The sequence below is a fragment of the Promicromonospora sp. NPDC059942 genome, from assembly GCF_042731755.1.
Lineage (GTDB): Bacteria > Actinomycetota > Actinomycetes > Actinomycetales > Cellulomonadaceae > Promicromonospora.
Map to the genome: position 1 here is coordinate 111265 of NZ_JBHWLR010000001.1, position 13443 is coordinate 124707.

General features: G+C 73.9%; 13 protein-coding genes. 9 read left to right on the plus strand and 4 right to left on the minus strand.

Annotated features, from left to right (window positions below; all coding sequences use genetic code 11):
• Positions 1-34: 34 nt before the first annotated feature.
• The 4 genes from ACFV9Q_RS00475 to ACFV9Q_RS00490 all read left to right on the plus strand — a co-directional run bounded on the left by ACFV9Q_RS00475 (position 35) and on the right by ACFV9Q_RS00490 (position 5257).
• Entirely contained in the window at positions 35-649 is a 615-nt protein-coding gene (locus tag ACFV9Q_RS00475) for a GntR family transcriptional regulator (RefSeq protein ID WP_377232655.1), read from the plus strand.
• A 179-nt stretch (positions 650-828) separates the two neighbouring features.
• A complete protein-coding gene (locus ACFV9Q_RS00480) occupies positions 829-2622 on the plus strand; it encodes an ABC transporter ATP-binding protein (protein ID WP_377232656.1) in 1794 nt (597 codons plus the stop codon).
• The gene (locus ACFV9Q_RS00485) at positions 2619-4391 is read left to right on the plus strand and encodes an ABC transporter transmembrane domain-containing protein (protein WP_377232657.1); all 1773 of its coding nucleotides are present in this window, start codon (positions 2619-2621) and stop codon (positions 4389-4391) included. Before ACFV9Q_RS00480 ends, ACFV9Q_RS00485 begins: the two co-directional genes overlap by 4 nt.
• Positions 4392-4477: 86 nt before the next feature.
• On the plus strand, positions 4478-5257 hold the full coding sequence (locus ACFV9Q_RS00490) for a DUF899 family protein (RefSeq protein WP_377232658.1): 780 nt from the start codon (positions 4478-4480) through the stop codon (positions 5255-5257).
• 40 nt (positions 5258-5297) lie between these two features.
• Here the strand turns inward: ACFV9Q_RS00490 and ACFV9Q_RS00495 are convergent, their stop codons facing one another.
• Positions 5298-6197 carry an NAD(P)H-binding protein gene (locus tag ACFV9Q_RS00495; protein ID WP_377232659.1) on the minus strand — a complete coding sequence of 300 codons (900 nt, stop codon included), beginning with the start codon at positions 6195-6197 and terminating at the stop codon, positions 5298-5300.
• Positions 6198-6277: 80 nt separating this feature from the next.
• Here ACFV9Q_RS00495 and ACFV9Q_RS00500 point away from each other — a divergent pair, with 80 nt between their 5' ends.
• The 3 genes from ACFV9Q_RS00500 to ACFV9Q_RS00510 are packed head-to-tail and all read left to right on the plus strand — an operon-like array spanning position 6278 to position 8314.
• Entirely contained in the window at positions 6278-7270 is a 993-nt protein-coding gene (locus ACFV9Q_RS00500) for a cupin domain-containing protein (protein ID WP_377232660.1), read from the plus strand.
• Positions 7271-7318: 48 nt separating this feature from the next.
• Positions 7319-7891 carry an NUDIX domain-containing protein gene (locus tag ACFV9Q_RS00505; RefSeq protein ID WP_377232661.1) on the plus strand — a complete coding sequence of 191 codons (573 nt, stop codon included), beginning with the start codon at positions 7319-7321 and terminating at the stop codon, positions 7889-7891.
• 60 nt (positions 7892-7951) lie between these two features.
• Complete coding sequence (locus tag ACFV9Q_RS00510; RefSeq protein WP_377232662.1) at positions 7952-8314, plus strand: L-rhamnose mutarotase; 363 nt, start codon at positions 7952-7954, stop codon at positions 8312-8314.
• A 236-nt stretch (positions 8315-8550) separates the two neighbouring features.
• On the opposite strand, the gene ACFV9Q_RS00515 is transcribed toward ACFV9Q_RS00510, so the two are convergent.
• Positions 8551-9057 (minus strand): cold shock domain-containing protein, encoded by a 507-nt coding sequence (locus ACFV9Q_RS00515; RefSeq protein ID WP_377232663.1) that lies wholly within the window; start codon positions 9055-9057, stop codon positions 8551-8553.
• Between the two features lie 112 nt (positions 9058-9169).
• Complete coding sequence (locus tag ACFV9Q_RS00520) at positions 9170-10132, minus strand: ArsR/SmtB family transcription factor (protein WP_377232664.1); 963 nt, start codon at positions 10130-10132, stop codon at positions 9170-9172.
• Between the two features lie 97 nt (positions 10133-10229).
• Between ACFV9Q_RS00520 and ACFV9Q_RS00525 the strand changes: the two genes are divergently transcribed.
• Positions 10230-10694: a cupin domain-containing protein gene (locus ACFV9Q_RS00525; protein ID WP_377232665.1), complete on the plus strand. Its 465-nt coding sequence runs from the start codon at positions 10230-10232 to the stop codon at positions 10692-10694.
• Positions 10695-10868: 174 nt separating this feature from the next.
• On the plus strand, positions 10869-11663 hold the full coding sequence (locus ACFV9Q_RS00530) for a tetratricopeptide repeat protein (protein WP_377232666.1): 795 nt from the start codon (positions 10869-10871) through the stop codon (positions 11661-11663).
• Here the strand turns inward: ACFV9Q_RS00530 and poxB are convergent.
• Positions 11660-13393 carry a ubiquinone-dependent pyruvate dehydrogenase gene (gene poxB / locus ACFV9Q_RS00535; RefSeq protein ID WP_377232667.1) on the minus strand — a complete coding sequence of 578 codons (1734 nt, stop codon included), beginning with the start codon at positions 13391-13393 and terminating at the stop codon, positions 11660-11662. The two genes, ACFV9Q_RS00530 and poxB, sit on opposite strands and share 4 nt — an antisense overlap.
• Between the last annotated feature and the right edge of the window lie 50 nt (positions 13394-13443).

The following is a 13443-nucleotide window of genomic DNA, read 5'->3' on the forward strand; positions in this document are numbered from 1 at the left end:
GTGGGGGGCTGTTGTTGGGGGGTTGGGTTGTTTTGTGTTTGCTTTCCCCCTGGGGGGTCGCCTCGCGCCCCCCCCCCCCGCGCCGGGCAGCCGGCTCGTGGAGCGCGACCTCGCCGCGGAGCTGGGCGTGAGCCGGATCCCGGTGCGCGATGCCCTGCGGGCGCTCGTCGGGGAGGGGCTGGTCACGCCGCGCCCGCGGACCTGGGCCGTCGTGCGGGAGTTCACCGACGCCGACGTCGCGCACCTGCAGGAGGTGCGCGAGGCGACCGACCCCACGCAGTTTCGGCTCGCCGCGCAGCGGCGCACCGCGGAGCAGCTCGCGGCGCTGACCGAGGCGTGGGAGCGCGAGGACGCCGCCGCACGGCGCGGTGACGCCCCGGCGGCGCGGCGGGCGGCTGCGGACTTCCACGAGGCGGTCGTCGCGGCGGCGGGCAACCCGGTGCTTGCCGAGCTGCACGCCGTCACCGCCAGCAGGGTGCGCTGGCTCCTGGCCCAGCACTCCGATCTGGCGGGCATCGCCGACGAGCACCGGGCGCTGCTGGACGCCGTCCGCGACCGGGACGCCGAGGCTGCCGCGCGGCTCGCCCGCGAGCACCTGCGCACGAGCCGCTCGGCCGCGGCGGAGCGCCGGGCGGAACCGACCGCCTGAGCATGGCTCCGGTCACACCCTCGGTGTGAGGTTCCCTCCTCGATGCGCCGTTTGGTAGCGTCCACGTTGTACCAGCCGGTTTGTGGTGGTTCTGGCGGAGATGCAGGCAGGTTGCAGACAGGCTGGCAGGCAAGTTGGCAGGCAGAGGTGGGCGCCCGACGGAGTGAGGCTCATGGGTCATGCGTGACTGGGGATTTCTGTGGTCCTACCTGCGGCGCGAGCGACGTCGGACCGCGCTGCTCGGGGTGGTGCTCCTCGCGGGCACGGCGTGCGGCCTGGCCAGCCCGTTCGTCGTGCGGGCGTTCATCGACAGCGTGACCGGGTCTGCGGGTCCTGAGCCCGTGGGTCCCGAGCCTGCGGGTATTGGGCCGGCGGTGCACCTGGTGGGCCTGTTCCTGCTGATCGGGATCGTGCGGTTCGCGCTGCAGGCGGTGGAGGCGGGCCTCGCGGAGTCCGTGGCCTGGCGGTCGACCAACCGGCTCCGGGAGCGCGTGCTCGACCACTGCCTCCGGCTGCCCGTCGCGTTCCACCACCGCACCACGCCGGGGGAGATGGTCGAGCGGGTCGACGGCGACATCGGGCTGCTGAGCAACCTCTTCTCCCGCTTCGTGGTCGCCGTGGCCGGTGAGGCGCTGCTGGTGGTGGGGGTCGTCGTGGCCATGTTCGCCGTGGAGTGGCGCATCGGCCTGCTGTTCCTGGTCTGCCTGGTGCTCGGCGTGGTGCTGCTGCGGCGCATCGCGGTGCTGGGCCGCGGGGCGCACGTCGGGTACCGCGCGGCGGTGGGCCGGTTCATGGGCTTCGTCGAGGAGCGCATCTCCGGCCTGGAGGACCTCAAGGCCTTCGGCGCCGTCGGGCACACGCTGCGCCGCTACGAGACCCTGAACTCCGCGCTGCTGCGCGGGGACCTGCGCGCGGCGCTCGTCGGGAGCAGCCTGGTGTGGGCCTCCGCCTCGGTGTTCACGGCCGTCGTCACCGCCCTGGCGATGGCGCTCGGCGGCTGGCGGTTCGGCACGGGCGCGATGACGATCGGCACGGTCTACCTGATCTTCGCGTTCGCCCAGCAGATCCAGGAGCCGCTCATCAACCTGTCCACGCAGCTCCAGGACTACCAGCGGGCCATGGCGGGCGTGCAGCGCACGCGGGAGCTGCTCGCGGTCGACGTCGAGCCGGAGGGCGGCGGCGCCCTGCTCGGCACGAGCGGCACGCCGGGCGAACCCCTGGGCGACCCCTTGGACGATTCCCTGCGCGAGCCCCTGAGCGTCGAGCTCTCCGGCGTGACCTTCGGCTACACCCCGGGCCACCCCGTGCTGCGGGACGTGAGCTTCGCGGTGCCCGCCGGGACCAGCGTGGGCGTCGTGGGGCACACGGGGAGCGGCAAGTCGACGATCGCGCGGCTGCTCGTCGGGCTGGCCCGGCCCGACGCCGGGACGGTGTGCCTGGGCGGCCGCTCCGTCGAGGACCTGAGCCTGCGGTCGGTCCGGGAGCACGTCGCGCTCGTCAGCCAGGACGTGTTCGTGCTGGACGCGTCGGTGCGCGACAACATCGCGCTGCTGGACCCCGACGTCGCCGACGAGCGTATCCTCGCCGTGCTCGGCGAGCTCGGCCTCGGGCCGTGGCTCGCGGAGTTCGAGCAGGGTCTGGACACGCAGATCACCGAGCACAGCCTGTCGGCCGGGCAGGCGCAGCTGCTCACGATGGCGCGCACCCTGCTGCGCGACCCGGCGGTGCTCGTCCTGGACGAGGCCTCGGCCCGGCTCGACCCGACGACCGAGGAACGCCTCGACCGAGCGCTCGCGCCGCTGGTGCGCAGCCGCACGTCGCTCGTCATCGCGCACCGGTTGAGCACGCTCGAGCGCGTCGACCGCATCCTCGTGGTCGACCACGGCCGGGTCGTCGAGTACGGCCCGCGCGCCGAGCTCCTGGCCGACGGCGAGTCCCGCTTCGCCGCGCTGCTCCGGGCGGCGGCGGTATGACGGGCGGCCACGCGACCGGGCAGCGACCACGTCGGGACCTGGGCCGGCTCGGGATTCTCGTGCACGTCACGCGGCGTCACCTCTGGCTCTTCGTGGGCGACGTCCTGGTCGGGATCGTCTTCTTCCTCTGCGCCCTGGTGCCCGGCCTGGCGCTGCGGGACTTCCTCAACCAGCTCCCCGGCAGCGACGCCCTCTGGGGCGTCCCGTTGGCGCCGCTGCTCGCCTACGTGGGTTTCAAGGTCGCCAACGCGCTCGGCGCCGCCGCGTGGATGGCCGTCGACACCGTCTTCCGGTACCGCGTCTACACCGACGTGCGCACCACCCTGCTCCGGCAGATGTTCGCCCGGCCCGCGGCGCTGCCGCTCAAGGTGCCCGCCGGCGACGTGCTCACCCGGTTCCGCGAGGACACGGTCGAGGTGGCCGAGGTGCTCGGCAAGCGCGGCTTCCAGCTCGTCACCTCGGCCCTCGTGCTCAGCGGCGGCTCGCTCGCGGTGCTGTTCGTGATCGACGTCCGGGTGACGGTGCTGGCCGTGCTGCCCACGCTGGCGCTCGCGGTGATCGCGTTCGTGGTGAGCAAGGAGATCAAGCGGCTGCGGGCCGTCAACCTCGCGGCCGCCAGCAGCGTGTCCGCCTTCCTGCGGGAGTGCTTCGCCGGGATGGAGACGATCAAGATCTCCGGCGCCGCGGACGCGATCGGCGGCCGGGTGCGGGAGCTCAACGCGACCCGACGTCGGGCCGCGGTGCGCGACGGCGTGTTCGGCGGCGTCCTCGCCTCGACCCAGGGGTTCGTGACGCTGCTGGGCTCCGCGCTGGTGATGGTGGTCGTCGCGGACGGCATCCAGGACGGCACCTTCCTGGTCGGCGACTTCGCCCTGTTCGTCTACACGCTCGGCAACCTCGGCACGCTGGTCGCGGCGATCGGCAACTTCGTCAGCCGGTACCAGCGCTTCTCCGTGACCCGGGGCCGCCTCGCGGAGCTCACGCCCAGCGGCACGGCGCGCGCCGTCGTCACCCGGGTAGGTTCCGTGGCCGACGGCGTGGTGCCCGACGGCGTGGTACCCGACGGCGTGGTCCCCGACGGCGCCGTGTCCGACGGCGCAGCGCGTCCCGCGCCGTCCGGCGACACGGGGCGGGCCGCGCCGGTGATCGTCGTCGACGACCTGGCCTACGTGCACCCGAACGGCACGCCCTGCTTCTCGGGCGTCAGCCTCACGGCCGTGGCGGGCGACATCGTGCTGATCACGGGGCAGGTCGGCTCGGGCAAGACGACGCTCGTGCGGACGCTGCTCGGGCTGCTCCCCAGGTCGGCCGGGACGGTGACGATCCTCGGCGAGCAGCGCGACCCGGGCGAGGCGTTCACGCCGCCGCTGGCGGGCTACACGCCGCAGGTGCCGCACGTGTTCAGCGGCACGCTCCACGAGAACGTGCTGCTCGACCGGCCGCGCGCCGACCTCGACGCCGCGCTGGAGGCCAGCACGCTCTCGCGCGACCTGCCGCACCTCACCGACGGGGCCGACACGGAGGTGGGGCCCAGCGGGCACCGGCTCTCCGGCGGCCAGCTCCACCGGCTCGCGGCGGCGCGGATGCTCGCCCACCCGGCGGCGGTCCGGGTCATCGACGACCTGTCCGCGTCGCTGGACGTGGAGACCGAGCGGCTGCTGGTCCGGCGGGTCGTCGAGCGCAGTCGCGACGGGGTGCTGGTCGTCGTCTCCAACCGGCCGCTGCTGCGGGGGTACGCCACGCAGGTGATCGACCTCGACGGGCAGTGACGGGCGATGAGTCCGGGCCGCCGCCGTCGTCGGTACTCCCGGGGCGCCCGTCCGGGGCGCCCGGCCCGCATCCCCCGGAGGACACCATGACCGAGACGCCCGTCACGACCAGCGCTCCCGCCCGTCCGCCCGTCGTCGACCGGGACGCCTGGGAGGCCGCCCGCGACGAGCTCCTGGCGCTGGAGAAGGCGCACACCCGCGCGGGCGACGCGCTCGCCGCCGCTCGCCGCCGGCTGCCGATGTTCGAGCTCGACGGCACCGTCCCGGTCACCGGGGCCGACGGCCCGGTGCCGTTCGCCGATCTGTTCCAGGGGCGCGACGAGCTCGTGGTCTACCAGCACATGTGGCACGACGGCGACCCGATCAGCGGGCAGTGCCCCGGCTGCACCATGAACTCCTGGCACGTCCAGCAGTCCGCCCCGTACCTCCGCGCGCGCGGCGTGTCCTTCGCGATGCTGACCGAGGGGCCCTGGGCCGAGGTCGCGCCGTTCGTGGAGTTCATGGGCTACACCGAGCCCTGGTACTCGGTGCGCGACCTGCCCGCGCCCCTCGGCGTCGACATGGGCCACATCGCCTCCTTCCTGCGCGACGGCGACCGCGTCTACCTCACCTACCGGACCACCGGCCGGGGCAACGAGCCGGCCGCCGGGATCTTCGGCCTGCTCGACATGACGCCGTACGGTCGCGGCGAGACCTGGGAGGACGCGCCCGACGGCTGGCCCGCGGGCCGCACCTCGTGCTGGTACTGGGCCACCGACGCGGAGGGCGAGCCCACCTGGGGTCCGACGAGCCGGCCCACGCCGCAGTGGACCCGGCCCGGGGCGACGCCGGTGGTGCCCGCCGACGGGCACGGGCACCACCACTGACGGTCGTCCTCGCCCCGCCCGGCCCCCAGCCGTGTCGGCCTCAGGCGGGGAGCGCCCAGGCGTCGGCCGCCGCGGCGCTGCGGGCGAAGGCGTCGAACGACGTCGCGGGCCGGCCGAGCACGCGCTCGACGGTGTCCGTGGTCGCCGTGTTGCGCCCGTCGAGCACCTCCTGGAAGAGCCAGGCGAGGCCCTCGGCCTCCTCGGGGTGCACGCCCGCGGCGGTGAGCTCGGCGACGAAGTCGGCGGGCGTGAGCGGCACGTGCTCGACCGTCCGGCCCGTCGCCGCGCTCAGCACGCGCGCGACCTCCGTGAAGGTCAGGGCCTCGGGTCCGGTCAGCTCCAGGACCTCGCCCGCGTGCTTGTCGCTCGTGAGCGCGAGGGTCGCGACGTCGGCGACGTCCTCCAGGCTGACGAACGGCTCGCGCACCTGGTCGGCCGGGACGGCGATGCGGCCGGCGAGCACGCCGTCGAGCAGGAAGTGCTCGCTGAAGTTCTCCTGGAACCAGGAGCAGCGCACCACGGTCGTGGCGGCCGAGGCGGCGAGCGCGAGGTCCTCGCAGGCTCGCGCGCCGTCCTCCCCGCGGCCGGAGAGCAGGACGATGCGCTCGACGCCGTGCCGGACGGCGCGCGCGGTGAACGCGTCGATCACCGCATCGGCGCCGGGCAGGGCGAGGTCGGGGGAGTAGCAGAGGTAGACGGCGGAGGTGCCGTCCAGCGCGGCGTCCCAGCCGGCGTCGTCGTGCCAGTCGAACGGGACGGTCGAGGGACCGGTCGAGGACTCGGTCGAGGCAGCAGCGGCCGAGCGCGAGGTGATGCGGACCGGGCGGCCCTGGGCGCGGAGCCGGTCGGCGACGCGGCGGCCGGTGCGGCCGGTGCCGCCGGTGACGAGGATCGGCGCGGTGGTCGTGGCGGTCTGTGCGGTGTTCTCCGAAGTGGTCATGGGTCTATCGAAGCGCCGGACGCCTGGACTCTGAATAGCCCAGAATCCACGCCTCATGTTCCAGCGTCTAGGATCGGGGGATGGACCCGCTGTCGCAGCTCCTCGCGCACCCGCACGCCGAGGGCGCCTTCACGCTCCTGATGTCGATGCGCGCGCCCTGGGCGGTGCGGGTCGAGGACGAGGCCGCGCTCACGGTCGTGATCGTCACGTCGGGCGGCGGCCTGCTGGAGGCGGGCGACGTCGTGCACGAGCTGCGCACGGGGGACGTCGCGCTGGTCCGCGGCCCGCTGCCCTATCGGGTGGCCGACGCCGCGGGCAGCGCGACGGTCGCGATCATCGAGCCCGGCCAGCGCTGCGTCACGCCGGACGGCGCCCCGCTCGACCTGGCTCTCGCGCACGGGCTGCGGCACTGGGGCAACGACGCCGACGGCCCGGACCGGATGATCGTCGCCTCCTACGCCGACGTCGGCAGCGTGGGCCGGTTCGTCACCGAGGTGCTGCCCGACGCCGCCGTCGTCGAGGCGGGTGCGCTGGACCCGGCGCTCGTCGGCCACCTGGCGCGGGAGATCGCGCGCGACGACCTCGGCCAGAGCGTGGTGCTCGACCGCCTGGTCGACGTCGTGACCATCGAGTCGATCCGCGCCTGGACCGCCGCGCACCCGCCGACCACGCCGAGCTGGTTGGGCGGCGTCGGCGACCCCGTGGTGAGCGCGGCGCTCCGCGCGATGCACGCCGAGCCCGAGCGGGCCTGGACCGTCGCGGACCTCGCCCGGCGGGCCGCGGTCTCGCGCGCGACGCTCGCCGCGCGGTTCACCGAGCGCGTCGGCACGCCGCCGCTGCGGTACCTGACGAGCTGGCGGCTCGCCCTCGCGCGCGACCTCCTCGTGGACCGCTCGCTCACGCTCGACGCCGTGGCCCAGCGCGTCGGGTACTCCAGCGGCTTCGCCCTGAGCACGGCGTTCACGCGCGCGTTCGACGTCAGCCCGGCCGCGTACCGGCGTCGCCTCGCGGAGGGGCCGAGGCTGATCGGGGCGGCGGCCAAGGTGACAGAGAGGACGACGGGGCGGGGCTGAGCCCGGAATGACCTGGCCGCGCCCGGTGCCCCGCGATACGGTCCCCGGATGCCCGCGCTCCCGAACCCTCCGCTGCCAGAATTTTCGCTTCCTGATCCCCCGCTCCCTGACCCGTCGCGACCGCTGCGTCGGCAGTGCCGAGGCCTGGTCCTCGACGCGGACGACCGCATCCTGCTCGTCGCGCACGCGATCGAGGAGGGCACCGTCTGGATCGGGCCGGGTGGCGGGGTCGAGGCCGGGGAGACCGTCGAGGAGGCGCTGCGCCGCGAGCTCTTCGAGGAGGTCGGGCTCGTCGTGCCCGCCGGGCCGCTCGCGCCGGTGTGGACCCGCCAGGTCGAGTACCCGGGCTTCGCCCGGTCCGACTTCAGGGGCGTGCACGAGGACTTCTACCTCGTGCGCACCGAGGCCTTCGACCCGTCGTCGGGCCTCGCGCCGGGCACGCCAGGGCATCCGGACACCGAGGGGATCGTCGACGCGCGGTGGTGGTCGCGCGCCGACCTGGACGCCCCGGGCGACGGCGAGTTCTTCGGGCCCCGCGACCTGCCGTCCCTGCTCGCCGCGCTGCTCGCCGCCGAACGGTCGGACGCGCTGCCCGACGAGCCCCTGACCATCGGGCTCTGACCGTCCGTCTCGGGCTCTGACCAGCCGCGTCGTCGGACGTACCTGGTACCGTGCCGACCCGTGAACCGACAGGCAGAGCAGCAGGTGGGACAGCAGGTCGAGCGGCACGGTCTCGTGGTCGACGTCGTCCCCGAGAAGCGCGAGGAGTACCTGCGCCTGCACGCCGCCGTCTGGCCGCAGGTCGAGGCGACGCTCCAGGCCTGCAACGTGCACAACTACACGATCTTCGTGCTGGAGGACACGCTGTTCGCCTACTACGAGTACACCGGCGACGACCACGAGGCCGACATGGCCCGGATCGCGGAGGATCCGGTGACCCAGGAGTGGTGGACGCACACCGACCCCTGCCAGACGGCGTTCGGCAAGGACGCCGCGCCGGGCGAGGGCTGGCGCGACATGCAGGAGGTCTGGCACCTCGCCTGAGGTCCGGGGCAGACGTCATCCCTGGGGGTGGGTAACGGAGAGGTAGCAGTGCTACATCTCCGTTACCCACCCGGGGGTGCAAGTACTTCCCCGGCCGCCCGGCGGCTGCCCGGGACCAGGAGCCCGATCGCCGGAGCAGCCCGTAGGGCCTCGCCGCGCCGAGCGCGAGGTCGGCCGGCACCTCGTGACCGTAGCCGAGGGTTGCGCGCCCCGGGGTCGCCCTGGCTGACCCCCGCTCACCAGAGGTCGTGCGGGATCCACCGGAGCACCACGAGCATGATGACGCCGCTGATCAGCAGCGGTGTCCACTCCTCGTGCCCGTTCGCCACCTGGATCACGCCGATCACCAGGCTGGGCAGGGCGGCGAGGGCGACCAGCGCGATCACGGCCCGCATCCAGGTGGGGAGCTTGACCGGCTGGTCCGACGGCGCAGGTGTCGGGCGCGCCGACGTCGACGACTCCGCCGCCGCGCCCTCCCCGGCGGGCTCGGGCTCCGGTGCGAGCCCGAGCCCCGCCAGCTCCTCCTCGTCAAGGATCGGGCCGAGCGGGCTGACGGCGGCGGCGCGCGGGCCGTCGTCGTGCTGCTCGATCGTGAAGGCGACCCGCTCGCCCCGCTCCAGCGCCTGGTCGCCGTGCGACCGGATCTCGACCTGGTGCACGCACACGGGCGGACCGCCGCCGTCCGGCACGATCACGCCCCAGCCGCTCCCGGCGTCGTACGCCGACACTGTCCCCTCGGCCATCACGTGCCCCCTGTGCTGTGTGGTCGTGCGGTGTGGTCTTGCGGTGGTGTGGTCTTGCGGTGTGGTCGTCTCGCCAGGACGGTAGCGGGGGAGCGAGGCGGCGACAAGCAGCTCAGCCGCGCGGCGGCGCCGCCTCCAGCAGGGCGCGGCCGGCCGCGGTGAGCTCGTGCGTGACCGTCCGTCCGGCCCGGCTGCTGTCGATCAGCCCGGCGTCGCGCAGGATCGTCAGGTGCTCGCTGGCCGTCGGCTTCGTGACGCTGACCAGGTCGGCCACCACGGAGGTCTGCAGCGGTGTGACGAGCGCGGCCAGGATCCGCGACCGGGTGGCGCCCAGCAGCCGGTCCAGCGACCGCGGGGTCACGGGCGCCGACCAGAGGTACCGGCCCGTCGCCGGGTAGCAGATCGCCGGGGACCAGTGGTCCGAGGTGGTGCACTGCACGCGGTCCGTGATGAACAGCGACGGCACGAGGATGAGCCCGTCCGGGCAGTCGACGCCGACGTCGACGGCCGACGCGATCGTGAGGGTGTCGCCGTCGGCGCTCGCGGAGGGGTGCAGGCGCGGGATCACGGCGCGCAGGCCCTCGCGGTTGACCTGCACGGCCCGGTCCAGCATCTCGGCACGGAGCGCCTGCCGCATGGACGGCCATTCCGGTTCCACGGCCGCCTTCCACAGGCGGCGCACCGCGGCGGCGGCCTCGGTGCGGGCCCGCTCGGGGTCGCCGAGCAGCCGGCGGCGGACGTCGTCGTCGTGCCCGGCCGTGGCGTCGACCAGCTCGGCGTGCACCTGGTCGAGCGGCGCGGCGAGCAGGGCGGCCAGGCCGTCGTCGAAGGTCGGCTCGCTGGACATCGGTGACGGGTCCAGGAAGTCGGGGCGGTAGGCGCCGTCGGCCATGAAGACCGTCAGTGCCGACAGGTCCAGGCCCCTCAGGCGCTGCCGACGGCGGCGCAGCCACGGCTGGAACACGGGGTGCCGGCGCGGTTCGGTCAGCAGCCGGGCGAGGCTGACCACCTCGTGGACCGGCGACATCGCCCACCGCACGCTCGCGGCGCCGGCGCCCAGTCGGTAGCGGATCACGGCCCCATTGTCGGGGTATCGCCGCAGGCAGAACCAGACCGTTCGGCCACAGCCGAATCGAGCGCGGCTGGGGCGCGCCGCCGCCGAGACTCGGGGCATGACACAGGACACGACACAGCAGACCGGCGACCGACTGATCCGCCTCGGCGGCAGCGGCTCGACCATCGAGATCCTCGCGAGCGCCGCGGAGACCGACGGAGCCCTGAGCCTCTACCGCTGGCGACTGGCGCCCACCAGCAGGGGGCCGGCCCCGCACTTCCACACCACATTCGGCGAGACCTTCGTGGTCGAGGACGGCGAGGTCGACTACTTCGACGGGACCGCGTGGCGCACCCTGCGCCCGGGCGACACGGCGCACTCCCCGCGCGGGACCGTGCACGGGCTCCGCAAGGAACGTGACGAGCCGGCCACCCTGCTCATGGTGCTCGCGCCGGGAGTGCGCCGGGAGGACTACTTCGCGCAGCTCTCCGCTCTTCAGCACACCGCCCAGGAGGTCGACATGGACCGGCTGCACGAGGCCCACGACAACCACTTCCTCGACGAGGACGCACCTCACCTTTGAGGCCCAGGTTTCTTCGCTTTCGAGCGCGCCAAAGCGAAGAAACCTGGGCCTCAAAGGTGAGCTGCGTCATGCCGGTCGGCGGCCGCGCCCGGTCGACGGCCGCCCGGTCGACGGCCGCCCGGTCGGCGTCGCCGCCCGGCTAGGCTCACCGGGGCTACGAGAGAGGCGACCCGGATGAGTTTCAGCGAGACCGCACGCGCGGCCTTCCGGCGCGGGGACGACGCCGCCGTCGCGCGCCTGGCGGACGACGAGGCCGAGCGGGCCCGCGCCGCCGACGACCTGCCCGCGCTCGTCGAGGCGCTCTACATGCGCTCCCGGCTCGCGATCCGCGGCGGCGACCTGACCGAGGCCGCGCGGATCGCCTCGGAGGCGCTCGCGGTCGCCGTCCGCACCGGCGACCGCCGCCTGGAGGAGCGCCCGCGGCACGTGCTGGCCGGCGTCACCCGCATGGCGGGCGACCTGCCGCGCGCCCGCCTGCTCTACCAGGAGAGCATCGAGCTCAACGAGGCACTCGGCAACGACGACACCGTCACCTCCGAGCTGCACAACCTGGCGTTCACGGAGCTCAGCCTCGGCGAGACGGCCGCGGCCCGCGCGCGGTTCGCGACCAGCCGGTCCCGGATCGTCGGCGGCGGGTACCGCGACTTCGTCCCGTACGCGTACGTCGGCGCCGCCGCGACCGCCGTGGCCGACGACGACCTGGTCCGCGCGGCCCGCCTGCTCGGCCTGGCCCGGCGCGCTTTCGACGACCTGGGCCAGGTCCCGGACCCGGACGACGCCGAGGAGCTCGCCGCCGTCGGGACGGCTGTCCGCGCCGCGCTCGGTGCGGACCGGGCCGACGCCGAGCAGCGCGCCGGGGCCGGGCTGGACCCGTGGACCACCCTGAAGCAGGCGGTCGAGCACGGCACGGAACCTGGCACCGAACCGGGCACACAACCGGCCACCCTGAGCCGCCCGCCCGTCGCCTAGTCGAACAGCCGCCGGAACACGTTCGTGTCGGCGAGGTCGACCAGCTCGTCGCCCTTGCCGGACATGATCGTGCGGATCGCGTACAGCGTGAAGCCCTTGACCTGCTGGGCGCTGATCGCGGGCGGGATCGACAGCTCCTGCTGCGCGGTGACGACGTCGACGAGCGCCGGGCCGTCGTGCTCGAAGGCGGCGCGGAGGGCGCCCTCCAGGTCGTCGGGCTGCTCGACCCGCTGGCCGTGGATGCCCATGGCGTTCGCGACGTCCGCGAAGTTCGGGTTGTCGAGGTGGGTGCCGAAGTTCACGAACCCGGCGGCCTTCATCTCCACCTCGACGAAGTTCAGCGACGAGTTGTTGAACACCACGATCTTCACGGGCAGCTTGTTCTGCCGGATCGTCAGCAGCTCGCCCAGCAGCATCGCGAGCCCGCCGTCGCCCGCCAGCGCGACCACCTGGCGCCCCGGGAACGCCGACTGGGCGCCGATCGCGTGCGGCACGGCGTTGGCCATCGTCCCGTGGTTGAACGACCCGATGAGGCGGCGCCGGCCGTTCATCGTCAGGTACCGGGCGGCCCAGACCACGGGGGAGCCGACGTCGGGGATGAACACCGCGTCGTCGGTCGCCAGCTCGCTGACCAGCCGCGCGACGTACTGCGGGTGGATCGGCTCGCGGTTGCGGTCGTTGTCGGCCAGCTCGTCGAGGCTCTTGCGCGCCCGCGCGTAGTGCTTCAGCGAGGAGTCGAGGTGCCGGCGGTTGCTCTTGTCGTCGAGCCGCGGCAGGAGCGCCTCGATCGTGTCGCCGACGTCGCCCACCAGGCCGAGGTCGATGGGCGTGCGCCGGCCGAGCTGCTCGCCCCGCAGGTCGACCTGCACGATCTGCGCCTTGGACGGGTAGAACTGCTGGTAGGGAAAGTCGGTGCCGAGCATGAGCAGGGCGTCGCAGCTCTCCATGGCCCGGTAGCCGGAGGCGAAGCCGAGCAGCCCCGTCATGCCGACGTCGTACGGGTTGTCGTACTCCAGGAACTCCTTGCCGCGCAGCGCGTGCACCACCGGCGCCTTGAGCTTCTCGGCGATCCGGACCACCTGCTCGTGGGCGCCCTCCGTGCCGGCGCCGCCCAGGATGGTCACCCTCTTCGCCTCGTTCAGGATCTGCGCCGCGATCCCCAGCTCGTGCTCGCCCGGGCGCACCACGGGCTGGGTCGCCCGGATCGGCGCCGACTTCTTGCGGCCCGCGCTCTCGGCGAGGAACACCTCGCCCGGCACGACGACGACGGCGACGCCGCGCCGCTCCACGGCGGTGCGCATCGCGATCTCGAGCACCCGCGGGAGCTGCTCGGGCATGCTCACCAGCTCGGTGTAGACGCTGCACTCGCGGAACAGCTCCTGCGGGTGCGTCTCCTGGAAGTAGGTGCTGCCGATCTCGGCCCCGGGGATGTGCGCCGCGATCGCGAGCACGGGCACCCGGCTCCGGTTGGCGTCGTAGAGCCCGTTGATCAGGTGCAGGTTGCCGGGCCCGCAGCTCCCCGCGCACACCGCGAGCTCGCCGGTCAGGGCAGCCTCGGCGGCCGCCGCGAACGCCGCCGCCTCCTCGTGCCGCACGTGCTGCCAGGTCACCGTGTCGTTGCGCCGGATGGCGTCCGTGAACCCGTTCAGGGAGTCGCCCGGCAGGCCGTAGACCCGCTCGACCCCCGCGTCCTCGATGATCTCGACGATGGTCTCGGCAACGTTGGTCATGGCGCGAACGTATGCCGGGTCGAATCGGGTCGCAACGTCGGGCGGCAGGT

Bases quoted from the DNA above. Each gene is read 5' to 3' on its own strand.
- ACFV9Q_RS00480 (WP_377232656.1), top strand. From the start codon at position 829: ATGCGTGACTGGGGATTTCTGTGGTCCTACCTGCGGCGCGAGCGACGT.
- ACFV9Q_RS00485 (WP_377232657.1), top strand. From the start codon at position 2,619: ATGACGGGCGGCCACGCGACCGGGCAGCGACCACGTCGGGACCTGGGC.
- ACFV9Q_RS00490 (WP_377232658.1), top strand. From the start codon at position 4,478: ATGACCGAGACGCCCGTCACGACCAGCGCTCCCGCCCGTCCGCCCGTC.
- ACFV9Q_RS00495 (WP_377232659.1), bottom strand. From the start codon at position 6,197: ATGACCACTTCGGAGAACACCGCACAGACCGCCACGACCACCGCGCCG.
- ACFV9Q_RS00500 (WP_377232660.1), top strand. From the start codon at position 6,278: ATGGACCCGCTGTCGCAGCTCCTCGCGCACCCGCACGCCGAGGGCGCC.
- ACFV9Q_RS00505 (WP_377232661.1), top strand. From the start codon at position 7,319: ATGCCCGCGCTCCCGAACCCTCCGCTGCCAGAATTTTCGCTTCCTGAT.
- ACFV9Q_RS00515 (WP_377232663.1), bottom strand. From the start codon at position 9,057: ATGGCCGAGGGGACAGTGTCGGCGTACGACGCCGGGAGCGGCTGGGGC.
- ACFV9Q_RS00525 (WP_377232665.1), top strand. From the start codon at position 10,230: ATGACACAGGACACGACACAGCAGACCGGCGACCGACTGATCCGCCTC.
- ACFV9Q_RS00530 (WP_377232666.1), top strand. From the start codon at position 10,869: ATGAGTTTCAGCGAGACCGCACGCGCGGCCTTCCGGCGCGGGGACGAC.
- poxB (WP_377232667.1), bottom strand. From the start codon at position 13,393: ATGACCAACGTTGCCGAGACCATCGTCGAGATCATCGAGGACGCGGGG.